This is a genomic window from Daejeonella sp. AP26 (genome assembly GCF_056680515.1).
The window spans coordinates 3,626,039-3,651,048 of record NZ_CM155286.1; the positions used below are offsets into that span (position 1 = coordinate 3,626,039).

Consider the following 25,010-nt stretch of genomic DNA (forward strand, 5'->3'; position numbering starts at 1 on the left):
GGTGAACCTGTTAATCAAAATTAAGACTATCAGTTTGTATATTTCGCTTTTAAATAACGACGACATGGGAATATTTTCAGCACTGCTTGGTAACGCAGGTACAGTAACGAAGGAAGAATTAAAAAAAGACTACGGAAACCTTCTGATCGAAGGTGAAGAAATTGAGCTGGGCTTCAAGTTGATTCGGGATACTTTCATTTTTACGACCAAGCGATTAATTCTGGTAGACAGGCAAGGCTTAACAGGACGCAAAACCGAATATATGTCTGTCTCTTATAAAAGCATTTCACGGTTTAGCGTAGAAACAGCAGGGACTTTTGAACTCGATGCCGAACTCAAGATCTGGATCTCCGGCGAGTCACAAGCCAGTGTCACTAAAAAATTCAACAAATCTGTAAACGTTTATGATGTGCAGAAAGTGCTTGCCTACCATGTGTTAGAATAAGGGGAAAATAATCTGTAAATTAGGTAGATGGTAGATACCGAGACTTTCCGGCAAATGGCGCTTGCGTTCCCCGGGACAACCGAACAGCCGCATTTTGAAAAGACCTCTTTCCGCTTTGGTAACAAGATATTCGCCACACTTGATGTTATAAAGAACCAGGCATGTATAAAGTTAAATGAAATAGACCAGGATGTTTTCTCGGCGTTCGACCAGTCTGCTATCTATCCTGTTCCTAATAAATGGGGCAAGCAAGGGTGGACTATAATCAAGCTGTCGGACGTGAGAAAAGATCTGCTGACGGACGCATTGTCCACTGCGTACTCTGAATTGACATCAAAATCCGCTACATCGAAGAACTACCGACCGAACAAAGGGCAAACAGTTTGAAATGATAGAGCAGCTGCCATCGTACATTTCGATTGTATTCGCAGTTACCACACTGGTTACCTTAATTTTATTCCATTACGTCATCAGGCAATCAGTTCTTACAGAGAAAAAGCGAAACTGGATCATTTTCATTGTCATCCTGTGGCTGCTTATACAGTCTGTTCTCACATTGAATAACTTTTACAACACCGACACGCGGTTGCTTCCCCCAAGGTTTGTACTGCTTATCATCCCGCCCTTACTTTTTATACTGCTTCTATTCCTAACTGAAAAAGGGCGTCGCGTTATGGATAGTCTGTCGCTGGTGTCTTTGACATGGCTACACATTGTGCGAATTCCTGTGGAGATAGTCTTGTACTGGCTCTTCCTCCATCGAGCCGTTCCGGAGTTAATGACTTTTGCTGGCCGCAACTTTGATATCCTTGCAGGGCTCACCGCACCGCTGGTGGCTTATTATGGGCTGAAAAAACAGAACCTGAGCAGAAGAACTATCCTGATCTGGAATTTCATCTCACTAGCTCTTTTAATAAATATCGTGACCAATGCCGCCCTTTCCGCACCATTCCGTTTTCAACAATTTGCTTTCGAGCAACCGAACATTGCTATATTGAACTTCCCGTTCACCTGGTTGCCTGCCTTTGTAGTTCCGGTAGTGCTTTTTGCTCATTTAGTATCAATAAGACAATTGTTGAAAACCAATTAGGGAAAAGCCCCATTACTCAGCTTCAGAAACTTAGGAAAGAGTGGGAAATACCTGTACCATAGTTTTTGATCAACCGGATGAAACAAAACGCCCTGCTAATCGAACAATTCTATTTGGCTTTCCAAAAGAAGGACTATAGAACTATGCAGAACTGCTACGCCGACAATGCAAGATTCAATGACCCGGTATTTCACACTCTTAATGCAGAACAAGTTCGTGCAATGTGGGAAATGCTTTGTTTAAGAGGTAACAATCTGGAGATTGAATTCATGGATGTTAAAGCAAATGAGTCAGAAGGCAGTGCCAAATGGATTGCCCGTTATAAATTCTCTTCAACTGGAAGATTTGTAGTAAATCATGTCACCGCAGGTTTCGAATTTAAAAATGGGAAGATTGTAGAACATACCGATCACTTCAACTTTCATAGATGGGCAGGACAAGCCCTGGGGCTCTCAGCACGGTTACTCGGCTGGACACCATTTTTCAAAAACAAGGTGCAAAGATCGGCAATGGCTGCCTTAAACGATTTTATTCAAAAGAGGAGTACCAATAGGTAATTGGCCTTATTTATCTTTTACCTTTACTATCCTCATACGCTTGAAATGCTATCAACACCTGCTAATATTGTCTATATTGCGATTCCGTCAACCTTGTTTTGAAATACTATAGAACCCTTATTTATATTCTTCTTACTGTACTGTCAAATAGCACATTCCTGCTTGCTCAAACTTGTAGCGGGAGTTTAGGAGATCCGGTTGTGAATATCACATTTGGAGCGGGATTACCTGCTGCAACCCCACTACCGCCCAACGTAACGTCGTACACGTATAACTCAAATTCATGCCCTGGTGATGGCTTTTACAGCATCGGATCCGAGAATCTGGATTGTTTTAGTAGTACATGGCATTCTCTCAGCCAGGATCATACCCCCGCAGATATAAATGGTAATATGATGATCATCAACGCGTCGTTTACAGCAGGTGATTTTTATAAACAGAGAGTAAGTGGTCTTTGCGCCGGAACGACCTATGAATTTGCTGCCTGGGTGTTAAATATCCTAAGGGCAGGATCCTGTGGTTCGGAAGGCATTGATCCGAATATTACCTTCACAATAGAAACCGTTGGTGGCGCCGTCCTGAAAACTTTTGATACAGGCGATATTGCTGAATCCGGAGGTCCTGAGTGGAAGCAATATGGTTTTTACTTTACTTCTACGGCCGACGAGGTTGTTATACGAATGACCAACAATTCGGAAGGAGGCTGTGGTAACGATCTCGCGTTAGATGATATTACTTTCAGAGCGTGCGGGCCTGTGCTTAAGGCCGCCGGTGACCCAGCATCTTTGAGTGGACCGTTTTGTGAAGGTGGATCTGCTAGTATTGTGTTAAACGGAGAGGCGCCTGTCGGATACATAAATCCATCTTACCAATGGCAAATTAATAATAATGACGGTGAGGGTTGGCAGGATCTCGAAGGTGCAACCTCGCTATCTTATACAGTAGATATTCCAACGATCAACACGGAAGGATACCAGTTTCGTTTAGCAGCTGCGGAAGGATCGAACATAAACTCACTAAACTGCAGGATCGTTTCGAACGTGATTCCTATTGAAGTTACTAAAAATCCAACAGCCGATGCAGGCTTGGATATCACTATAGATGAAGGGCAGACCATTGAATTAAAGGGTAAGGCAGAAGGGCAGAATCTGAGATACTTCTGGACGCCAGCTTATTATCTGGATAACCCGAATATTCTTAATCCAACCGCCAGCCCAACTGAAGATATCACTTATACATTGACTGTAATGTCTGACGATGGTTGCAATATGGTTGCCGAGGACGAAGTTTCCATTCGGGTGCTGAAAAAGCTGGTTGTTCCCAATGCCTTCACACCCAATGGTGACCTCGTTAATGATAGCTGGAGGATAGCCGCTTTAAATACTTACCCGGAAGCTAATATTACAGTTTTTAACCGCTATGGCAATGCTGTTTACAAAAGCGTTGGCTATGATCGGGAATGGGACGGAACTTTCAATGGTCAGACACTTCCGGTCGGAGTTTATTACTATATCATAGATTTAAAAGCTGGCAAGCCGATACTAAAGGGTGCTGTATCCATAATCCGATAAGCTGAGCTTCTACCATCTCAAGATTATAAAATCCTCATTCTTCTTTACTAAGTTCATTTCCGACTTTAGGTAACTTGCCAGTCTGGGATGATTCGTCTGAATCTCAGAGTAGTGTTCCCCGGTAATACCAAACCAATCAGCACCTTTAGATCTCAAATCTTTTAGTATAGTAACAGACATCGTGTCATCTGGAGGCAGCTCTTTCGGTGCCCATTGGTCTGCAGGCGGGAAAACCCACCCTTTAGCTCCGCTGTAATAAATTGCTACCGGATCACCCATATCCTGAGCGATAGTAACCACTAAATCGCCGGGCTGTTTCAACTTCTTTAGTTCCTTGCCCATTTCATAACTATGGTTTGCGCGATTTCCGTTAAAGAGCTGCTCACGCATAATTTTAATATTATAAGCTATCATCAAGACAACCACTACAGCAACCCGCAACATTTTTGCGGGTTTGGGCGAATTGCTTAGTGAATAAAGAACTACAAGCATTCTTCCACAAAAGACTGAAATAACTGGTAAGAAAAGTTGAAAGTTCCAGGCATTGCGAATTAATTCAAAAGCCCCAATAAAATAATAGAAGGCGCAGCCGAGCAATAAATAATGAAAGAACCACTTAATACCTTCCGATCGAACCTCACTTTTGGGAGGTGGAGATAATAAAAATCCCAGGATAAAAAGAACTATAGCCGGATAGCCCAGAATCCAGTATTCGAATACATTTTTTAAAGTGCCTAGTAAATAATAACTCTTTAGCATCCCCTTCCAATCGTTCCATATCCAGTTTCCCGATCCGGCAAAATGATATGGAGGATAATGGAGTGATAAATATCTCGCCCATAAATAATATGCGATAACTGTAACTAACACCAGTCCTGCAGTCAGTAAAACTGGTTTAGTATAGGAGAATTTAAGGTGTCCTCGGTCTCTGTAAATTGAGATGTATGCATAAAACATCGGCAAGGCGATAATAATGCCTGGAAGCTTCGTTAATATCCCCAGACAACCTGCAAAGCCTGCCAGAATGAGATATCGTGTTTTATTTTCACGCAGATATAACACAAATAGCCACATACAGGTCGTTGTAAGGGAAACCATTACAGGGTCTGGCAGAAAGGATCGGTCTATAAAAGCGCTTCCCGGTAGAATCGCCATAATCGTGGCAGCCGCTAATGCATGTTTTCTATCCCAAACCAATAGAACAAGCTGGTATAACGCAAAAACTCCCCAAATTCCAAAACAAATAGGAATGATACGGCCAATGTAGTCGTGTTGCCCGAAAAATGTGTAAGCTATTGCGGCAAGGTAACTCACCGTCTGGAACTCACGGCCTTGATATCCAGGTCCCACTCCTGTCCAGTTAACTTCGGGATAAAAGATATTCCAGCTGGTTTTGAAGAAGTTTTCCGCCATCATAGCCGTGCTGGCTTGTCGCCAGCTGAAAGCATCAATAAAAGGTTGGGTGATCATTTGCCCTCGCATTGCAAGGGCAACTATGAGGATTATTATGAGGAGACTATGATTACTAAGTGTGGTCTCTATTTTACTTCTCAACATTCATGATTTATTTCTCAGTAAGATACAAGTTTTGTCTAATTAACAAAATCACTTAATAATAACTAAACATCGTAACAAATTCATTTGCACTAAAGCAGCAGGTGTCTGTTTCAAACCAGATTATCTGCACACCTGGAAAGCTACCTTCATAAACCTTATTCCAGCCTGTCCTTCAAATCCAGCTTATGTTTTCTGGCGGTATCCATGGCGCTATCATACCCGGCATCTGCATGGCGGATCACTCCCATCGCAGGATCATTGTGTAAAACCCTTTTTATTCTCCGCTCTGCATCATCGCTGCCATCAGCAACAATCACCATCCCCGCGTGGATAGAATAGCCTATGCCCACTCCACCGCCATGATGGAGAGATACCCAACTCGCACCACCAGCTGTATTGATTAACGCATTCAATACCGGCCAGTCTGCTACCGCATCAGACCCATCCTTCATGGCTTCTGTTTCGCGATTAGGCGAAGCAACCGAGCCCGTATCTAAATGATCCCGGCCAATAACAATTGGGGCTTTAACTTTTCCTTCTGCCACCAATTTATTAAAAGCTAACCCCGCAATTTCGCGTTCACCCTGACCCAACCAGCAAATACGAGCAGGGAGCCCCTGGAAGGCAATTCGATCCTGCGCCATCTTTATCCAGCGATGCAGGCCTTCGTTTTCGGGAAATAGTTCAAGGATCAATTTATCAGTCTCATATATATCCTGCGGATCGCCGCTAAGAGCTGCCCATCGGAAAGGGCCTTTGCCTTCACAAAACAATGGCCGTATATAAGCCGGAACAAAGCCGGGAAAATCAAACGCGTTCTTTACTCCAGCCTCCAGCGCCCTGCCTCTAAGATTGTTTCCATAGTCGAAAGTGACAGCACCCCGGTTCTGTAGTTCAAGCATTTGCTGTACGTGTTTAGCCATGGTCTTGTAAGAACGCTTCACGTACTCTTCAGGATCCTGCTCACGCAGAACCTTTGCCTGATTCACAGTTAAGCCTTCCGGAAAATATCCGATCAGAGGATCATGTGCTGAAGTTTGATCCGTAAGTGTATCCGGTACTATATTCCGATCAATGAGCCGCTGCAATAACTCAACTGCATTACAAACCACACCAATCGATAAGGCCTTGCCATCCCGCTTGTATTCTAAAGCCCGGTCTATGGCGGCATCAATATCCATTTCGATTTCATCAATATACCGGGTGTCGAGTCGTTTTCTGATACGCCACTCTTCCACCTCCGCAGCCAGACAAACTCCCTCGTTCATAGTTATAGCCAGCGGCTGAGCGCCACCCATACCCCCCAGCCCGGCGGTTACAGACAATGTGCCTTTCAGTGACCCGTTAAAATGCTGCCGTGCAAGTTCTCCGAAAGTCTCATAAGTTCCCTGGACAATTCCCTGCGAACCGATATAAATCCACGATCCTGCGGTCATCTGCCCATACATCATTAGGCCCTTATCTTCCAGCTCATCAAAATGCTGCTGAGTAGCCCACTTGGGTACAAGTTGAGAGTTAGAGATCAATACCCTTGGAGCGTCCTTATGGGTAGGCAGTATGCCAACCGCCTTTCCCGACTGTATCAATAGTGTTTCGTCATCTTCAAGATCTTTTAACGCTTTTATAATTAGCTCCAGCGCCTCCGGACTCCTCGCTGCCTTGCCTCTGCCGCCGTACACAATCAGATCCTGCGGCCGTTCGGCTACTTCCGGATCCAGATTATTCAATAGCATACGTAATGCCGCCTCCTGAATCCAACCTTTGCAATTTAAGTTTGATCCAGTTGGGGTATTTTTTACAGAAAGGTCAAGAGCTGACGAGAGAAGTGTCATAGTATTCTTATTGTTACTCAATCAAAATTAGTGAATTGTCTAAAATGGCCTGCAAATGAATATCTTTGTCTGTCAGCGAAAATGAAAGGTATTAAAAAATCCATTGGAACAGGCATTTCAGTCCTTCTGCTACTGTGTTTTTCAGTAACGGTTTTGCCGATGGATTTCTTTCATAATCATAGGCAAGAACAGGCTGTATGTAAAGATGCAAAGACCAATAAGCCTTGCAATCATTCTGTTCATATTTCATCTAAAAAAACGTTTTGCTGGGTCTGCGCCATTCATTTTGATAACCATTATACACAGGTTAACGTTTTCGATAAATTGGCCGATTTACCGGCAGTTAGTATCTTCTCCGAGAACGAAGTTACTTCCTACTTCATTAAATGCCTGTTTGCTGCATTAAGAGGACCTCCCCAAAACTGATTGCAGTACTCCCATCAGTTTTAATTGCTTAATTACTAAGCCGATCCTTCTTAATCATAAACTTTTCCATGAAATTAAAAATCATTTTAGTTGCATTAGCATTTCTTTACAGTCCTTCCATCTTTGCTGAACTACGACAAATACACGGCCGCGTGATCGACGCCAATACCAAAGAACCACTAGCCGGTGCTAGCATTTCAATTCCCGATTTACGTATTGGGACTATGGCTGATGAAAACGGCGAATTTACCTTTAAGAACGTGCCTGATCACGGCCAGTTCTTGATTGAAGTCAAGTATCTGGGTTACAAAACAGTGACCGATAATATTGACCTTGCCTCAAGTTCTTCTCTAGAGATCGAGCTCACTCCAAGCATCATTGAAGCGCGTGAGGTGGTTATCACCGGAACTGCTTTCAGCACAGATAACCGCAAAAACAGCACGTCCGTATCAGCAGTTTCAAAAGATCAGCTTGTCAATAATCCCGGCGGTAACTTAATTGATGCTATCGCCAAAGTTCCGGGTGTATCACAAATTACTACCGGTGGCGGCATCTCTAAACCGGTTATCCGTGGTCTCAGTTCTAACCGTGTACTCACCTTAGTCGATGGGGCTAAGCAAGAAGGCCAGCAATGGGGCGATGAACATGGCCTGGAGACAGATCAGTATAATGCAGAGCGTGTAGAGGTGTTACGTGGAGCGGCCAGTTTGCTTTATGGCTCTGACGCACTTGGTGGGGTAATTAATATTCTTGAGTCCCTGCCCGCACCGGAAGGGAAGATTAGAGGTGAGTTTTTAAGCAATTACGCCAGCAACAACGGCCTAAGCGGAAGTTCGGCCATGCTCCAGGGAAACACTAATGGATTTATCTGGCAGGCTCGCGGCTCTTACAAGAGTGCGTTCAGCTATAACACGCCCGGTGGCAGAATAGCTAACACCGGATATAATGAGACAAGTCTGAGCAGCCAGGTTGGATTGAATAAGAAATGGGGATTTGCCCATCTTAATGTTTCCAGCTTCAGAAACAACATTGGTTTACCTGATTTCTCGCGTAATGCAGACGGCTACTTTGAAGATCAGGATGGCCTCGTATTTACTGACAATGCCTTAAAAGACCGCAGTCTTTTGCTTCCCTTTCAGGATATAAGGCATTACAAAGTAGCCCTAAACAGTAATTTGCTTTTTGGCGATAATCATTTGCATACCACACTTGCCTTCCAGAATAATCAGCGACGCGAATTGGAAGATACCCGTACTGACCCTTCCTTGTTCTTCGACTTGAAAACCTACTCGTATGATTTCAAATATTATCTTGCCGCGGAGAATGGATGGGAACCCGTTATTGGAATCGCTGGATCATTCCAGGACAATAAAAACAAAGCTCCAGAACTGCTGATACCTGACTATAAAGCAAACGATGCAGGCGTTTTCGCTTATGCGAAGAAAACCTGGATTAACACAACCTTCAACCTCGGACTTCGCTTTGACTACCGTAACATCAAAGGCGTTCAAATGGAAGAAGTGGGTGATTTAAAATTCAAGGGTTTTAATAATAATTTTTCCAATCTTTCAGGAGCTGGCGGATTTACACATGAATTTGATGACCGCCTGAGTTTCAAATCCAATATCGGCAGCGCTTTCCGTTCCCCCAATATTGCCGAACTTAGTTCAAACGGCGTGCATGAGGGAACCTTTAAGTATGAAATAGGGAATACCGGTTTAAAGCCGGAGAGAAGTCTATACGCTGACGTTGCCCTGGAATATAACAGCGATAAGTTACAGGCAAGCTTCAGCCTATATAATAACCACATCGCTAATTACATCTACAGCCGGCAGATAAACAATGAAACTATTCAGGCAGAGTCTGAAACGCTGCCGGTTTTTCGGTTTGTACAGGCTGATGCCAATTTATACGGTGCCGAGGCTGCTCTAACTTTCCACCCAATAGAGGCTTTGCACTTTGAGAACAGTTTCGCATTCACCCATGCGACGAACACAGAAACCAATACTGCCTTACCTTTCATTCCGGCAGCTGTACTTCACAATGAACTTCGTCTGGAGCCGAACATTCCAGGATCCGCACGTAAAACCTATTTTTCAATCGCGCTGAATAACGTTTTTAAACAAACCCGAATTGATCAATTCGAAACTCCCACAAAAGGATATACACTGGTGAATGCTTCATTAGGCACCACCCTGATGCTAAATAAACAGCCTTTAAGGGTAAATGTATCCGCTAATAATCTATTTAACAAGGCCTACTACGATCACCTAAGCCGTTTTAAGCCCGGCAGACTCGACGAATCGAACCCAACGGAAGGCTACTACAACCAGGGTCGTAATGTTTCCGTGGGAATTTATATGCCCTTTGTGCTGAAGTAAGATAATGAGGGTTGGGAATGAATACAATATTTGTTGGACTGGTTTTATAAATTCACCGGTGCGTATTGTTTCCATCGCGTAAGTAGTTTCAACCAAATCGAAACAATAAAAACTCATCGTTCTTACCTGCTAAAATGGTCAATTGATTCAGGTAATAACTGGCATCATATTTAAATTTGATAAGGCAATACTTATGCATTTAATTTATTAGATCACATCAATAAATGGGTGAATGATGACTAATCACAAATTATATAATGATGAGCTTTTAAATGCGAAGAGGTTATCCGGAGATCCTTTAGTTGATAAATTTATACAGGATGTATTTTCAGACCCGGTTAAAAAACTGCAGTTACAGCAAGGCCTCAGCGACACGTTTGAGGGAGATGTGTTAAACCTGTTGAAAACTCAATACCCCGATGTCGCGTTCATCAGCAAAGCTAGCACGCTACCTTCATGGGCCGACCCCAAATTAATGAAGGCCGGCTCTGCCTTCTTTGCCAAACACGCTGAAATAATCATGAGCCTGCTTGGGCTTTTATCCTTACCATATTGCTATACCGCCGCTAATGGCGCTATGGTATTGTATCTATCCGGGCTGATTAAAGAAAAAACTACAAAACGCTTATATGATACCGCAGTATTTGTTTGGGAGGTGATGGCCCCGGATGCTTTCGGCCCAACGGGACACGCTTACACAGAAATTTTAAAAGTGCGTCTGATGCATTCGGCTGTTCGTTACTACACGCTTCAAAGCAGTAAATGGGATGATGCCTGGGGTCTACCCATTAATCAGGAAGATATGGCGGGTACGAATTTATCTTTCTCGCTGATCGTTATACGCGGTCTCCGCAGGCTTGGTTTTCATGTAAGTCACTCAGATCAGACAGCTTTTATGCATTTATGGGCCGTAATTGGTTATCTGAGTGGCTTGAACGAAGACCTGATACCCGAAAACGCTAAAAGGGCACAGGAGTTGGATGTCGCTATCAAACAGCGTCAGTTCCGCCCGTCCACCCATGGCAAAGAACTCACACAGTCCCTGACCGATCATATACTGGCTATTAACCAAAGTAAAGCAACGGCCAATGATATCCTGGGTTTAATGCGTTATTTACTCGGGATCGGAATAGCAGATATGCTTTCGATCAAGGCTCCGGAATTACCCGGCTACAAACTGAGCATCATCAAAACGGTGAATCTGGTAAAAAGCTTTAAACCGGTGGGCGATACGAATCGCAGTTACCTAAGGGCTTATGCAACATTCAAAAAAGCAAAACCCCGAGCTTAACAAAACTCATAAGTTGCTTATTCAACGTTCTTGCTCAAAGTTACCCGAAAATTTACTTTACACAATAGAGGTAGCTGGCTGCAATTTCGTCTGGCATTAACTATATGCTTACCATATGCTTACCATATGCTTACTATGTGCTTACTATGTGCTTACTATATCATCCTTCGATCAAAATATAGTAAGCACCCTATAATCACATAGTGAGTACAGGGTTAACCTTGAACCGGTCCGGTCGAAGAGTCATCGCTGTTTTGAAGGAACGATTTTCCAGTTTTCGAAAATTTGGGGAAGTTTTGTTCTGAGTTTTAAGCGAGATTTGGATAGATCGGCTTCGTGCTCGCTCGGGAGAATTTAACGACAGCTCTGCCATCCGAAAAGCTTTCGAACAATAAATAAATCATCTGACGATACTGAAAAGGAAGCGGCTGTTGTCTATAAAATAGGAAAATTGAACTTCGGACTAATTGCTGCAGGTCTGCAAAAAGGTAACGGCACCTTGTATATCAGCAGCAAGAAAATGGTCGTCATCCTGGAAAGGAACTTTCTCCCTAAACCCGCTAACAACGTCCTCCAATACGGTGGATGTTCTTGCAGGTCTGCGGAATTCAAGACCCTGTGATGCAGTAAGTAACTCTATAGCTAAAATGCGCTCGAGGTTATTAACAACACGCAGACACTTGGTTGCACCATTTGCTCCCATGCTCACATGATCTTCCTGGCCGTTGCTTGAAACAATTGAATCAACCGAAGAAGGGGTAGAAAGCTGTTTATTTTCACTGGCTATAGATGCGGCGGTATATTGCGGGATCATTAAACCGGAATTTAAGCCGGCATCTTTGACCAGGAAATTTGGAAGTCCGCGTTGTCCGGAAATTAACTGGAAAGTTCGTCTTTCAGATATCGAACCTAATTCCGCCAAAGCAATACATAAAAAGTCAAACGCTAGTGCCAATGGCTGACCATGAAAGTTTCCTGCCGAAATGATCTCATCTTCATCTGGAAAAATATTCGGGTTATCTGTCACCGAATTTATCTCAGTATGAAAAATTGAGGACGCATATTCGATAGTATCCTTACTTGCTCCGTGTACTTGCGGCATACATCTGAAAGAATAAGGATCCTGTACTTGCTTACCTTCATTCCGCATAAGCTCACTATCGGTTAGTAACGAAAACAAATTCTCTGCCGTTTTAATTTGTCCGGCGTGCGGCCTTATTCTATGACTTAATGGTTTGAAGGGATCAATACGGCAGTCGAAAACATCGGCAGACAGAGCACCGATGGTGTCAGCCCAATCAGAAAGCTTCTGAGCTTTTAACAGGATATGTATACCGTATGCAGCCATAAACTGTGTACCGTTGATTAAAGCAAGGCCCTCTTTCGACTTCAGGGAGAGCGGCAGGAGCTCGGTACTAGTGTACCACTCCGCGGCCGTGATCTGCCTTCCGTTTATCCATACTTCTCCTTCACCTATTAGGGGAAGGGCCAGGTGTGCTAAAGGCGCCAAATCACCGGATGCCCCTAATGAACCTTGGGTATAAATCACCGGAAGTACATCGTGATTGTACATATAGATCAATCGCTCAACAGTCTGCAAAGTCACCCCGGAATTCCCGTATGCCAGCGACTGCACTTTAAGCAATAACATTAGTTTAACAATTTCTGGGGGGACTTTTTCACCCGTACCACAGGCATGGGATAAGAGAAGGTTATGCTGGAGCAAGGTTAATTTTCCATTGGGTACTACCACGTTCTGCAGGTAGCCAAACCCTGTATTGATTCCATAAACAGGGTTTGAACTCGCTTCTAATTTAGTGTCCAAATAACTGCGGCAGTTTTTAATGGCAGTCACCGCTTTTTCACTCAGTGCGATTTGGATACGTTCATCAGTAATCTTCTTTAATAATGAAAGTGACAAGTGTTCTGACCCGACAGAATATATATTCATTTATGAAATTATTGATCTTCCAAAAATGAAAAAAAGCAGGGATATAAAGTTTTTTATTTTGCCTGTGGCGAATAGTTGAAGCTAGTAGTTACCGCTACCTTTTCGGCTATCTTGTTAAACACAATTCTGGGGATCTTAATTTTATGATCTGCAAGCAAAACATCAAACTGGCTGGTGAGGGTCATCCCGGGGTTGCTGATTGTCAGTTTGCCCTTCAATATTCGTTTTTGATTAACACCATGTATATTAAGCACGCCTGTGGAAGAAACATCGTAGGTCCCTGGCTTTCCGAAATCGATAGCTTCATTGATCTTGCCTTTAAATGTGGCATGGGGATACTTTTCGCTCTCCAAATAATTCTCATTAAAATGTCCTTGCATTAAGCTATTTCTGAACAGAAATTGTTTGATGGGAACCCTTACAGCAATTTCATTATTGCTGGTATTGATCAATGAAATCACCTTATCATTCTTAGCCTCGATATCTTCAAGCGGAGCACTGGAAAAGAAAGTGATGCTTCCCTCGCTGGTGGCGTATATTTGGCTTTGCGCAGCAGCATGCAATGAAGCGCCTAGCATAACAACCCCTATCACAATCCATAGTTTCCGTTTCATTGTTCTGCCCTATTCTTTTTAGCAAAGCTAAAAGTTCGTGATATATTAAATCCGAAATGTATGTCTCCATCGCCCCAGCTGCCATTTGTCTGGGTAATAAATTGACGTTCTGCCATGCCGAACGAATTTGTAAACAGTAACTGAAAAATATGACCTCCGGTTTCAATATCGTAGCTAAAAGATAGATTATTCGTGTAACTATCGTCAATCTGATCAGGAAAAACATAATTATACTCCCCGTTTATAGAAGTTCGTTTTGTGACCCTAACCCTCCCACCAATGCCGGTAGCAAATACCGTTTTTAAGTCATTGGCAAAGTCTGGCCTGTTCTGATAAATAATCGTTGGTGATAATTGTAGAGAAAGAGCATCACTGAATTTACGGGCGATAAGTAGCTGTGCCGTATAACTACTCCGGTCAGATGCGGAAAGCTGAGGAGCCGTCTTATTGGTTTTTAAAGCATATCCGGCAAAGGCACTTAATGAAAGCGGTACATTTCTGGCACCCATGCTCTGCCTTAAGAGTCGGACTTTTGTGAAAAAGTCATAGTTTTTTTCAAAAGAACTTCGTCCGATGCCAACCATCAGATAATCATTAACCCCATACTCAAGGCCAAGCCGGTTGGTTGCCGCATCAAGTCCGAAGAATTCATCGAACCCCTGGTTTACCCGTTCAAAGCGGTGAGAAATGATGAAGTCCAGATTGTTCTTGCCGACGGTTTCCACAGAATGTCCGTTGATAATTCGGGTCGCTTTAAATGTTGGATTACTAACCGTTACTTCATTGCTGTCAGTAGCCCTTTTCAGGAGGTCATCCTGAGCCAGTAACCTCAGCGGACAAGTAAAAAGAAGAACCAACAAAATTAATTGCCATCCAGAAATGGGCAGAGGGTAAAACTGCAGGAAAGATAACAAGTTACTTTTTTCTTTTCTGCAGTTAACTATAGAAGCTGGTGCTGTCATCTAAAAAAGGGATTTAATTGTCGCCACTTACATAGCGGCATGATTGTTTGAGGAACCATTAAAAACTGGTTGCGACTACAGACAAACTCTATGATTCAAAGACGCGCAAAGTATTGCCATTAAGAGTGGTGTTGTACTTTTTCAGACTTGCTGTAGCGGGTCCGGTAATTTTCACTCCCTGGGCATTAAAAACAGACCCGTGTGGTGGATCTTTCTGAGAACATGGAAAGGTGTTATTGACAGGATCATAAGTCATCGAATTTTGCTGATGGGTGCAGGTCCCCGATAAGGCAATATATGCCGATCCATTCTTGGCGATGATTATCTGGTTCTGAATGGTCCAACCTTTAGAATTGAGATCCGCATTGCTTGAAACATCTACCGTAAAGTCAACTTTGCCGCCTGTCCCCGGTGTGGGAGCAGGTGTTGGGCCATCGCTTTTACCGCAGGCCCCTAAACAAGAAGAGACAATAATAGAGCCTGCACCCAACCCCAGGATAGAGATAAATTCTTTGCGTTCCATAAAGTTTAAGTTTAATTTCAAGCAATTACGGCTAGTACCGAAAGAAGGTTTACCGGGCGAATAATTAAATATTAATTAAATCACTTCTTGTTTTTCGACTTCTTAAATAATAAAATCACATTAGCCACTTTTCGCTCACCCTCATGATCCCATTTCTTATTATCCGAAGGATAGTTAACTACCGCTCCTCCAGTATTATTATTTACCCATAGGGTGGTCGAGCCGCCCCCATCCAGGTTTATTGCCTGGCTTGCACCGAGCCAGTCTACGAATTTAGTAAGTTCAAAAAGGCTCATGCCTGCCGAATTTTCCTGACGACCATCAACTGTTATTAAAAGGACGCGATTATTCTTAGTAATAGCAACAGCCGTACGGGGATGCCGCGTTTTATTGAAGGCATTTGCTGTATCAAGCTTCTCTGTTTTACTATCGAAAATCAGCAATGGCCCTGTTACCATGATATCTTCCGCATCAAGAGTTTGCTCCCATTCGGGCTCTCCATTCCATTTACTCAAAGACACTTCCCCTTTTTTAAACAAAATAGCAGATTGCTGATGAAGTCCTCGTATTTCGTTCTCACCAAGCTTGTTGTGGTTAATAACCTTGTCGTCGGACTCTATAAAATCTACTGATCCTCCATTTTCAATATCGAAAAAAGTGCCGTTAAGAGCAGCCAGAGCATTAGCGGCTTCTCCAAAATCGCTGGTTTTACGTAAGACTTTGGGTTCGTAGGCAAGATCAAAATATCGCCGTCCCCGTTGCTTTACCTCCAATATAGTTATGTTTTGGTTTGAACTAAACAAAGAGTTGTTAAAACAGAACTGCTTCAATTTAACTCCGCGTGCTATTTTCTGCGTGTTCCAATCTGTGCTAACAACCGCTAATGAGTCCGTTTGGGCAGTTGCAGCTGACGTGATTAGCAGTAGTTGACAAAAAAACAGGAGGTGTTTCATGGGCCTTAAGATAGTAAAGAGGCACCGGTAATTCGAAAAAGTTTAAACTAAGAAGATTGTTAATGGTTGAAGAGTTATACACCTAGACAAAACGATATGGCAACTACAATTATGAGCAGGGATCTGGAACGCTATAATACTACGTTCCGCGAGTTACCTGTAAATGTATCATGGTCGGAGCGTCTCGCTTCCATTGCTGCCGGTGCAAGACTGCTTTCCGGAACATTTAAAAATATTACTTCTCATCCGCTTCGAAATATCTTCATGTCTGCGGCAGGCGGCTATTTGGTTTACCGGGGAGTGACCGGTAACTGCCCGCTTTATTCATACATCTCTAACATAACCTCAGGCAGTCGGACCTCAAATATTAATATCCGGACTTCAGTTTATGTTGAGAAGCCAAGACAGGAAGTTTACGATTTCTGGCGAAACCTGGAAAATTTACCTTTGTTTATGACGCACCTTAAGAGCGTTAAAAATATCTCCGACAGACGCTCACGATGGGAAGCTAACCTTGCGGGAAATATGGGCGGTGTTAGCTGGGAAGCTGAGATAGTAAACGAAGATCCGGGCAAGGTAATTGGATGGAAATCAGTTGGCGGTTCGGATATTGATAATGCCGGCAAAGTTGAGTTTATGGACTCTGATGACGGTAAAGGAACCGTAATCCAGGTGATCATTAGTTATTTGCCACCCACAGGTGGCTACCTTAAGTCAAAAATTGCCGGATTATTAAGTCCGGTTTTTGAAAGACTTGTACGCAACGACATCAATAACTTTAAACAATACATAGAGCACCGGGGCGGCTCTAATTCCAATTATCTTGCAGAGTCACAAAACTTCGGTCAAACGGAAATATGAGTAAAGAGCACTAATAAAAAAACCCGCTTCATTAAAATGAGCGGGTTTTTTGGTTAGAATATATGTTTACCCTTTAGGGTCGAGTATGTTGTTTATGCGAATAAAGCTGTCTTCCAGGTGCGCTTTTACAATAACATTGCTGAACTTCGGTATAGAGGACTTAATCTCTGCTGCCAGAAGCTTCAGCTCACGACGAGCCATCGGACGAATATCTGATTGTGAAGCGTTGATTGGAGTACCCAGAAACTGAGCCGCAAACTGCGCAGGAATACCTGCAGGCAACTCCTGATCCTTCGTCATCAGGTATTCCATCCGTTCAATATAAGCACGCTGCAAATTACGTCGGTAAGTATCTACGTTGGCGCCGGTTTTAAGTTCTTTCCAAACTCCGGAATGCACGTCAGCAAAGAGCTCATCGATACCATATGCGTTATTGCCATTTTTAACAGAGTTATCAATAACACGTGCTAAACGGGCGAACTCAAGTATACTATTTAATGTACTTACCTGCGTGCGTCTAACCCGGTCAACAATGCCCGCCTGGTCAAACTTATTTAATACGGTCTGGTCAAGCATCCAGGTAGGGGTAGCAAAGGCCTGCGTATTAATGAACTTCATGGCTTCGCGTTGTTTGGCTTCAGAAACGTGCGTATAAACCGGGCCTTTCTGCTCATAGGTTTTATTGTTTTCATAGATGCCACCAATGTTTGAGCGCACATGACCCATATAGCGGTTCCATTGAGTTAGTACTTCACCGTACAATTCTTCCAGGTTCTCATAGGCTTTGCCTTCTTCGTAAGTCCATTTTTCGATGTTTGGAACAATACGCTTCAGGTTAGCGATCCCGTATGTTGATGCTTTAACGGCATCGTCACCCAAATCTTCTGATTGAGACCTTGGATCTATAGGGTTGCCTGTTTGACGGCCATAGAAGTATAACGGGTTACCTGCTTTTTCCAGAGCCCACTTATTCAACGTTTTTGCTTCCTGCTCGGGAGTTTGGTTATCAAACCATGTATAACCCCACTTAACAGCCCACTTATCATACTCGCCAATACCGGGATAAAGCATTACGCCTTCATCACCCGGCTGTGCGATATAATTGAAACGTGCATAATCCATAATTGACGGAGCAGTACCACCCATACGTTTGGTAAACGATGGTGAGCGCAGAGAATCCACAGGGTAAGCTACGCTTGAACCGAAGTTATGTGGCAAACCCAGTGTATGGCCAACTTCGTGGGAAGAAACAAACCTTACTAACTGACCCATTACTTCATCTTTAAATTTAGGCGAACGGGCTTCTGGATTTATAGCTGCCGTTTGAACAAAGAACCAGTTACGAACCAGGTTCATTACGTTGTGATACCAGCCGATGTCAGACTCCAGGATCTCTCCGGAGCGTGGGTCAGCATTATGCGGACCATAAGCGTTGGGTACATCAGAAGCAAAATAGCGAATAACCGAATAACGTGCGTCTTCAGGTGACCAATCCGGATCGTTTGCAGGAGCTTCTAAACAGGTGATGGCATTTTTGAACCCTGCAGCTTCGAAAGCAATATTCCAATCCTTAACCCCTGCAATCAGGTATGGGCGCCATTTGGCCGGAGTAGCCGGATCGATATAATAAACAATCTGCTTTTTGGGCTCCACCAACTCACCGCGCTTGTAAGCGGCCGGGTCTTTTGGCTCCAGTTTCCAGCGACGGATGTAGCTGGTTACTTCCGCTCTTTGTGTTTCGAGTCCGTAGTCGGTTTGGCGCTGACTGAAGTAGCCTACCCTGTCATCCTGGAAACGTGGCTTATAAGGAGTTTTCGATAAAAGCAGCATGGAGTTATGAACCTCAACAGTGATTGAACCAATAGACTTATCGCCAGGAGCGTCTGCAGCCTTATAGGTTTTTAGTGAGCGAACCTCAACATTGATTGGAAAAGATTTGATCGTATCAATATATGTACGGCTCTCATCCATAGTTGAGATTTTAAACTGGGTGCGTATGCCAGGAGGCAAGCCAAGAGACTGTACATCTTTCGCGTACAGGTCAGTTACATCGATAACAACTGAATTTGAGTCCTTATTGATCGCTTTGATATCGAAAGAAGCAAGAACGGCGTCAAGGTTTGAGTTTTGTACCGACTGATACATTTCTGTTCCTTTGGCAGCTACATTCTGATAAGATGGAACACGTATGAAAACCTGCTTGTCGCGTTTCTGCCACTTCCAAACCTGCTCATTCAATTCCTCACCACCATACGTGCGATCTTGTGTGGGTGTCTTGGCATAACGGGTAACAACCAGCATTTCCCGCTCAAACAATGAGTCAGGGATCTCAAAATAATACTTACTGTCAAGGCGGTGCACCTTAAACAGACCGTTGTCGGTCTTTGCCTTGTCCGTAATAACTTCTCTGTAAGGCTTAACGCCGGGCTTTGCTGCGGCTGCTGCGGACGCTGCCGGAGGTGCCGTAGTCGCTGGTGCCGGTTGGTTTTTCCTTTTGCGAGTTTGAGCACCGGTATCATTAAGCCCGGCAACTATAAACAGCGCGGTAAGTGTTACGAAAGAAACGTAACGTGAATTTTTTATCATATATAATAGGTTTGGTAACCGCAAGAAACAAATTTATCAAAGCTTTTATTGTCGGTTAACGTGAAAGTTACAATCAGGCAATGTTAACACAACATGCGACTCCCTACCAGGTCATCAATCAACCTGGGAAAAGCGATGATAGCTTGCCTGATGATCAGATCCGACGCTCAAGCGTTAAGATTACGCGATCCCGTTCTTTTCCTTTGTTGCGCACTATCTCTATAATAAAACTACGGTCATCTTTAGAACGAAACAAATTATCAATCTCCTGTATACTCATCTCTTTAACCGGCTTAAAGTTGATTGACAGTATCTCATCGTCTTTTCTTAATCCAATATCCTCAGCGGGCGAAAAGGGTTCTACCCGAGTCACCACTATACGATTATATTCGGGGCCGGTGGAAGTTAGTTCCATCCCACTCATATCATGCTCAAACGGCTCTTTCAAATACGTTGAAGGCCGTAAATACATCGCCTTACCAGCATAGTCAAATACTATATCGAATCGTTTCAAAATACTATTTCCAATATTACCATTTCGGCTAACCAACATTATACGTGAACCTACGTCGCTATAATTGGGAAATGACGCGATTACATTATCCAATGTATATTTTCCCAACTTAATTGAGCGGATACGACCAATATATCCGTTAATCGCTCCTGTTAAACCCACGCCCAGATTGGCAGCAATATTCACCGGCGGAAGTTCGAAAGGTTTGCCCTGGTAATTCTCGAGCGAGATGGGATGACCTGCACCAGTATCAATGATTAATTTAGCTGAGATTTTTTTGCCACTACTTAAAACGATATCGGTAACGAGATAGGGTTTCTTCTCTTCTATCGATAACGGAATTTTAGTTCCTTTTCGTAGCACATAAGGTTTCTTTGGACTAAATAGGGTAACTGAATTTGTTGAAAAGCTTATTTTAACGGTAAAACTACTGAACAACTCATACCCAATCAATCCATGAATGGGCATCCCCGCATAGCCCGATAATTCAAAAATATCATCTTTTAAAATAGCTGCAGGAATGGATTGCGCTACAGCGGAACCAATTTTTACTTTCAGAGATGGTGTTACAAATGCACTTAACTCATTTCCTTCTCCAAAACCGGTTATCCGGATACTTCTTAAATGAGCTATTCTAATCGTATCGATCAACTTTGGATCAGTAATCAAAAAAAGCCCCACGCCCGTGTCGAGTACAAAGTTATAAGGCCCCATACCATTGATGGTCAAAGGTACTACTATAAGGTTTTTTACAAGCTTGAAAGGAATTGTTTCTCGTTTACGATTTCCTGAAAATTCAAAGTATTGAGCATTGGAAGCCTCGGAAAGAAAAAGCAGTACTGAAATAATTATCAGCAATTTATAGCACTTTAGTTTCCTGATCTTCAACTGCATATTCTTTATAAATTACGGCTTAGAATGGAAACAAGAAGAAACGGTTATATTTATTGTCAACTAATTAAATCGCATGGGGTATTCTTGTTCGTCTAAATCTATGAAATTCTTTACGTTATTTGTTTCGCTCACCCTGCTTGTTCTAGTGAACGATGCGCTTGCGCAGAAGGTTCGTGCCGGAAAGATTAGCAAACTGCTTAAGAAGTCAGAGGTACTTAATGATCATTTCACCGGGTTTGCTTTATATGATCTGAGCAAACGAAGGCCGGTGATCGAGCAAATGAGTCGCAAGTATTTCACACCCGCCTCTAATACCAAATTATTCACCTTCTATGCCGGGTTGAAACTTTTGAAAGACTCTGTACCGGGATTACAATATGTTTTTAAAGGCGATTCACTGATCTTTTGGGCTACTGGTGACCCCGTATTTCTGCATCCTGATTTCCCAGAACAAAGAGTACTGGAGTTTCTTAAGAACAGCGGCAAGAAAATTTACTGGGCCAGTGGCCGTTATGAGGGCTCTTTTTATGGTACGGGTTGGTCTTACGATGATTATAACGAATACTATCAACCAGAGATCTCCGAAATGCCAGTGTACGGCAACATAATTCGCTTGAAGTCGAAGGATGGGATATTGGTTAGCACACCTCCCTTGCCTTCTCCGGGCCTGTTCGACCTCTTTACTGATAGCGCAGTTACTTCGGGTAAATATTCCGTTCAAAGAGAATTCGCTAAAAATGTCTTCCATCAGCCGGCGATAAATTTTACTCCAGCTTTTAATCAGGAGGTTCCATTTAAGACTGACCAGCAGGTAATAGATTCTATTTTAAAGACCGTTCTGCCAAACTACCAGGGAGTTATTAAATTGGCAAAGCCTGCAAGTACCCAAACCATTTACAGCGCACCAGCCGACTCAGTGTTTAAGCATATGCTCTTACCAAGTGACAATTTTATGGCCGAACAACTTCTGCTTACATATGCTATAGAAACCGATCAGCCCATGAGCACTCCGGTTATTATCGATTATATGATCAAGAATCACCTCTCCGATCTTCCGGATAAACCCCAGTGGGTAGATGGGTCAGGCCTGTCACGCCAGGATTTATTTACACCTGCGTCTTTGGTTAAACTTTGTGAAAAGATTTATGATGAGGTGAATGACGAAGAACGTCTATTCAACATGCTTCCGCAGGGTGGCAAAACAGGAACTTTAAAGAACTATTTTAAGGCTGATCAGCCATTTATCTTTGGCAAAACGGGGACTTTATCTAACGTTCACAATCTATCGGGATATTTAAAGACAAAATCCGGCAAGACCCTGATCTTCTCTTTTATGCACAATAATTACGTGAGACCCACGGCAGACATCAGAAAAGAAATGGAAAGGATTTTAACTTTTATACACGATAAGAATTGAAATTTGGTAAAAAAGCCATTAGTCTTCTTCGATATTGTGTTCCTGTTTAGGTAGCACCTTTACCTCTTTTTCTTCTTCTGTTGTGACGATATGCACTGCATAAGTAGCGGGAGCGATCTTACCACCATAACATTCCGCATACACCTGGGTGTATTCTGCACCAAAATAGAGGATAGCGGATGTATAATACACCCAGACCAAAATTACGATAAGGGATCCCGCAGCGCCGTAAGCAGAGCCCGGCCCAACCTTTTCAATATATATGCCGATCAGGAACCTGCCAATCGTAAATAAAATTGCAGTAAATATAGCCCCTACACGGACATCTTTCCACCCTATCTTGACATCAGGCAAGTATTTAAAAATAATACCAAACAGGGTCGCAATCACGATAAATGTAAGGGCAGCATTTACTACCTCAACTACAAAGATTGTAATGTCGGGGAAATACTGCGTGAGCTTCGCACTTAAGGCGAGTATGATACCATTTATGATCAAGGATACGATCAGCAGAAAGCCCAGACTTATTATCATGGAGAACGACAGAATCCTATTGATGATCAATTTCTTCCAGCCCTTTTTTGGCTTGGCTTTAACCCTCCAGATTTGATTTATTGAATCCTGGATCTCAATAAAAACCCCCGTTGCCCCTAGAAACAGCGTGGTTATACCTATAATTATGGCCAGGGTAGAATCACTTTTAAGTGTAATTTCCTGCAGGATCTCCTGGATCTTTAGGGCAGCTTCGTTGCCGAGTATACCATTCAGTTCTTCAAAGACTTTATTTTGTATAGCTTCCTTACCGTAAAATATACTTGCTGCCGATATAAGGATCATTATTAAAGGTGCCAATGAAAAAACGGTGTAGTAAGCTAAAGCAGCGCTCATCTTCAATGCTTTATCATCCATAAAGGCATTGAACGACGCTTTCAACATGCTGAAAGTCTTTTTAACCCATTTAATCACTGCTTTAAAATCCATGCTTTAATTATTTAAGTTTACAATGAGTTTTCATTTTAAAGTGTTTTGAATAATTTGAAAATTAAATTATCGAGCTATGAACAAATTAATAAAATCATTGACCTGGATATGCCTTCTATTGCTGTTGGCTCCCGTAAACGGCTCCGCTACCCTTCCGGATGAAACCATTGTATATGTTGTGAGGCATGCAGAAAAGGACGTTAGTGATCCCAAGAATAATGATCCTGATTTGAGTAAGCTTGGTAAAGAGCGTGCAGAAGCTTTAAATGTCTTCTTAAGAAACGAAAAGATTACTGCCGTATTTGCCACAAACTTCAAACGAACCATTCAAACGGTATCGCCGGTAGCACAGCAGAATGGTGTGTCTATTAATACCTATGATGCAAAAGACAATTCAGAAATTGCGAGGATAGTGAAATCTCAATTAGTTAATCAGAAGGTATTGGTTGCAGGGCATTCGAATACGATCCTCGAGATTGTTAAAGCCTTCGGAGTAAACCCTCCAGCCGATAAGTTGAATGATGATGATTACGACCTGATCTTTCAAATCAGAATTGATGGTAGTGGCAACACCCGACTGATAACAAAACGGTTCGGTAAAAAGCATCACAGCACGGTAATTGATAAAACAGATTTAGTACATTAAGTACAATAATGAGATAAGATTCATTACCGGTTGTTAAAAAAACAAACATATAACACCGGTGTTGTATCGTTATCATACATAAAACTCACGTAAACACTATAAACATATGCGCTGGTTAGGAAGACGCGGAAGCGGAAATATTGAAGATCGTCGCGGAATGAGCGGCGGCGGAATGGCATTAGGCGGCGGCGGTATCCTTGTTGTGATACTCGGATTGCTGTTCGGCCCGGACGCTGCAAACTTAGTAAGTCAGTTGCCAATTGGCCAGGGTGCTCAAACGGAAGTTGCCAAGGGCTCTCCTTCTGATGAAGCTGGACAGTTCGCTGATGTTGTTTTAGGGGATACTGATGATGTTTGGAATAAAATTTTTAGCGAAAATGGCTCACAATACCAGGAACCGACGATGGTGCTTTTTGAGAACCGTGTTTCTTCGGCCTGCGGGGCTGCCAGTTCTGCAACCGGTCCTTTCTATTGCCCGGCAGACCAGAAAGTTTACATTGATTTAAGTTTTCAAAACGAATTGAAAAACCGCTTTGGTGCAGGTGGTGATTTCCCGATGGCTTATGTAATAGCCCACGAAGTTGGTCACCATGTTCAGAACCTGATGGGAACATCTGATAAAGTTCAGCAAATGCGCGATAGGGTTAGTCAGGAAGAATATAATCGCCTTTCGGTGATGTTAGAACTTCAGGCGGATTTCTATGCAGGCGTTTATGCAAATCGTGCTGATAAAATGCACAATATGCTGGAGGCGGGCGATATCGACGAGGCGTTAACCGCAGCGAGTGCAATCGGCGATGATCGCATACAGAAACAAACACAGGGTGAGATCGTGCCGGATGCTTTTACACACGGAACTTCGGCACAACGAATGCGCTGGTTCAAGAAGGGGTATGAAACCGGTGATATCAGCCAGGGTGATACTTTTTCTGCAACTAGTTTATAGAACCGTTAAACC

The 25,010-nt window shown here is 43.0% G+C and carries 21 protein-coding genes; 11 read left to right on the forward strand and 10 right to left on the reverse strand.

Annotated elements, in window-relative coordinates; all coding sequences use genetic code 11:
* The first annotated feature begins 64 nt into the window (after positions 1–64).
* From AC1MCB_RS15500 to AC1MCB_RS15520, 5 genes are all read left to right on the forward strand, one after another.
* Positions 65–445, forward strand: a complete 381-nt coding sequence (locus AC1MCB_RS15500; RefSeq protein ID WP_479965618.1) for a PH domain-containing protein — start codon at positions 65–67, stop codon at positions 443–445.
* Between the two features lie 27 nt (positions 446–472).
* Entirely contained in the window at positions 473–832 is a 360-nt protein-coding gene (locus tag AC1MCB_RS15505) for an MmcQ/YjbR family DNA-binding protein (protein WP_479965619.1), read from the forward strand.
* A gap of 1 nt (position 833) precedes the next feature.
* On the forward strand, positions 834–1,535 hold the full coding sequence (locus AC1MCB_RS15510) for a hypothetical protein (RefSeq protein WP_479965620.1): 702 nt from the start codon (positions 834–836) through the stop codon (positions 1,533–1,535).
* A gap of 77 nt (positions 1,536–1,612) precedes the next feature.
* Positions 1,613–2,092, forward strand: a complete 480-nt coding sequence (locus AC1MCB_RS15515) for a nuclear transport factor 2 family protein (RefSeq protein ID WP_479965621.1) — start codon at positions 1,613–1,615, stop codon at positions 2,090–2,092.
* Between the two features lie 98 nt (positions 2,093–2,190).
* Positions 2,191–3,663 (forward strand): T9SS type B sorting domain-containing protein, encoded by a 1,473-nt coding sequence (locus AC1MCB_RS15520; protein ID WP_479965622.1) that lies wholly within the window; start codon positions 2,191–2,193, stop codon positions 3,661–3,663.
* Positions 3,664–3,672: 9 nt separating this feature from the next.
* Here the strand turns inward: AC1MCB_RS15520 and AC1MCB_RS15525 are convergent, their stop codons facing one another.
* Together AC1MCB_RS15525 and hutU are read right to left on the reverse strand one after the other, a co-directional pair.
* Positions 3,673–5,133 carry an ArnT family glycosyltransferase gene (locus AC1MCB_RS15525; protein ID WP_479965623.1) on the reverse strand — a complete coding sequence of 487 codons (1,461 nt, stop codon included), beginning with the start codon at positions 5,131–5,133 and terminating at the stop codon, positions 3,673–3,675.
* Positions 5,134–5,375: 242 nt separating this feature from the next.
* Positions 5,376–7,052, reverse strand: a complete 1,677-nt coding sequence (gene hutU, locus AC1MCB_RS15530) for a urocanate hydratase (protein ID WP_479965624.1) — start codon at positions 7,050–7,052, stop codon at positions 5,376–5,378.
* A 494-nt stretch (positions 7,053–7,546) separates the two neighbouring features.
* On the opposite strand from hutU, the gene AC1MCB_RS15535 reads away from it, so the two are divergent.
* On the forward strand, positions 7,547–9,859 hold the full coding sequence (locus AC1MCB_RS15535; protein WP_479965625.1) for a TonB-dependent receptor: 2,313 nt from the start codon (positions 7,547–7,549) through the stop codon (positions 9,857–9,859).
* 232 nt (positions 9,860–10,091) lie between these two features.
* The gene (locus AC1MCB_RS15540; RefSeq protein WP_479965626.1) at positions 10,092–11,150 is read left to right on the forward strand and encodes an oxygenase MpaB family protein; all 1,059 of its coding nucleotides are present in this window, start codon (positions 10,092–10,094) and stop codon (positions 11,148–11,150) included.
* A gap of 463 nt (positions 11,151–11,613) precedes the next feature.
* On the opposite strand, the gene hutH is transcribed toward AC1MCB_RS15540, so the two are convergent.
* The 5 genes from hutH to AC1MCB_RS15565 form a co-directional block, all read right to left on the reverse strand.
* Positions 11,614–13,101: a histidine ammonia-lyase gene (gene hutH / locus AC1MCB_RS15545; protein ID WP_479965627.1), complete on the reverse strand. Its 1,488-nt coding sequence runs from the start codon at positions 13,099–13,101 to the stop codon at positions 11,614–11,616.
* 53 nt (positions 13,102–13,154) lie between these two features.
* A complete protein-coding gene (locus AC1MCB_RS15550; RefSeq protein ID WP_479965628.1) occupies positions 13,155–13,715 on the reverse strand; it encodes a YceI family protein in 561 nt (186 codons plus the stop codon).
* A complete protein-coding gene (locus tag AC1MCB_RS15555; RefSeq protein ID WP_479965629.1) occupies positions 13,712–14,677 on the reverse strand; it encodes a DUF5777 family beta-barrel protein in 966 nt (321 codons plus the stop codon). The genes AC1MCB_RS15550 and AC1MCB_RS15555 overlap by 4 nt, the downstream gene beginning before the upstream one ends.
* A gap of 88 nt (positions 14,678–14,765) precedes the next feature.
* The gene (locus AC1MCB_RS15560) at positions 14,766–15,200 is read right to left on the reverse strand and encodes a QcrA and Rieske domain-containing protein (RefSeq protein WP_479965630.1); all 435 of its coding nucleotides are present in this window, start codon (positions 15,198–15,200) and stop codon (positions 14,766–14,768) included.
* Between the two features lie 80 nt (positions 15,201–15,280).
* Complete coding sequence (locus AC1MCB_RS15565; protein ID WP_479965631.1) at positions 15,281–16,153, reverse strand: phosphodiester glycosidase family protein; 873 nt, start codon at positions 16,151–16,153, stop codon at positions 15,281–15,283.
* A 96-nt stretch (positions 16,154–16,249) separates the two neighbouring features.
* On the opposite strand from AC1MCB_RS15565, the gene AC1MCB_RS15570 reads away from it, so the two are divergent.
* Positions 16,250–17,014 carry an SRPBCC family protein gene (locus AC1MCB_RS15570; RefSeq protein ID WP_479965632.1) on the forward strand — a complete coding sequence of 255 codons (765 nt, stop codon included), beginning with the start codon at positions 16,250–16,252 and terminating at the stop codon, positions 17,012–17,014.
* Between the two features lie 66 nt (positions 17,015–17,080).
* Here AC1MCB_RS15570 and AC1MCB_RS15575 read toward each other — a convergent pair whose 3' ends face one another.
* A complete protein-coding gene (locus AC1MCB_RS15575; RefSeq protein ID WP_479965633.1) occupies positions 17,081–19,600 on the reverse strand; it encodes a zinc-dependent metalloprotease in 2,520 nt (839 codons plus the stop codon).
* Between the two features lie 154 nt (positions 19,601–19,754).
* A complete protein-coding gene (locus tag AC1MCB_RS15580; RefSeq protein ID WP_479965634.1) occupies positions 19,755–20,972 on the reverse strand; it encodes an aspartyl protease family protein in 1,218 nt (405 codons plus the stop codon).
* Positions 20,973–21,108: 136 nt separating this feature from the next.
* Here AC1MCB_RS15580 and AC1MCB_RS15585 point away from each other — a divergent pair, with 136 nt between their 5' ends.
* Positions 21,109–22,425: a D-alanyl-D-alanine carboxypeptidase/D-alanyl-D-alanine-endopeptidase gene (locus AC1MCB_RS15585; protein ID WP_479965635.1), complete on the forward strand. Its 1,317-nt coding sequence runs from the start codon at positions 21,109–21,111 to the stop codon at positions 22,423–22,425.
* 18 nt (positions 22,426–22,443) lie between these two features.
* On the opposite strand, the gene AC1MCB_RS15590 is transcribed toward AC1MCB_RS15585, so the two are convergent.
* Positions 22,444–23,406: a YihY/virulence factor BrkB family protein gene (locus tag AC1MCB_RS15590; RefSeq protein WP_479965636.1), complete on the reverse strand. Its 963-nt coding sequence runs from the start codon at positions 23,404–23,406 to the stop codon at positions 22,444–22,446.
* Between the two features lie 76 nt (positions 23,407–23,482).
* Between AC1MCB_RS15590 and AC1MCB_RS15595 the strand changes: the two genes are divergently transcribed.
* Complete coding sequence (locus AC1MCB_RS15595; RefSeq protein WP_479965637.1) at positions 23,483–24,052, forward strand: histidine phosphatase family protein; 570 nt, start codon at positions 23,483–23,485, stop codon at positions 24,050–24,052.
* A gap of 106 nt (positions 24,053–24,158) precedes the next feature.
* Positions 24,159–24,998, forward strand: a complete 840-nt coding sequence (gene ypfJ, locus AC1MCB_RS15600) for a KPN_02809 family neutral zinc metallopeptidase (RefSeq protein ID WP_479965638.1) — start codon at positions 24,159–24,161, stop codon at positions 24,996–24,998.
* The last annotated feature ends 12 nt before the right edge of the window (positions 24,999–25,010 follow it).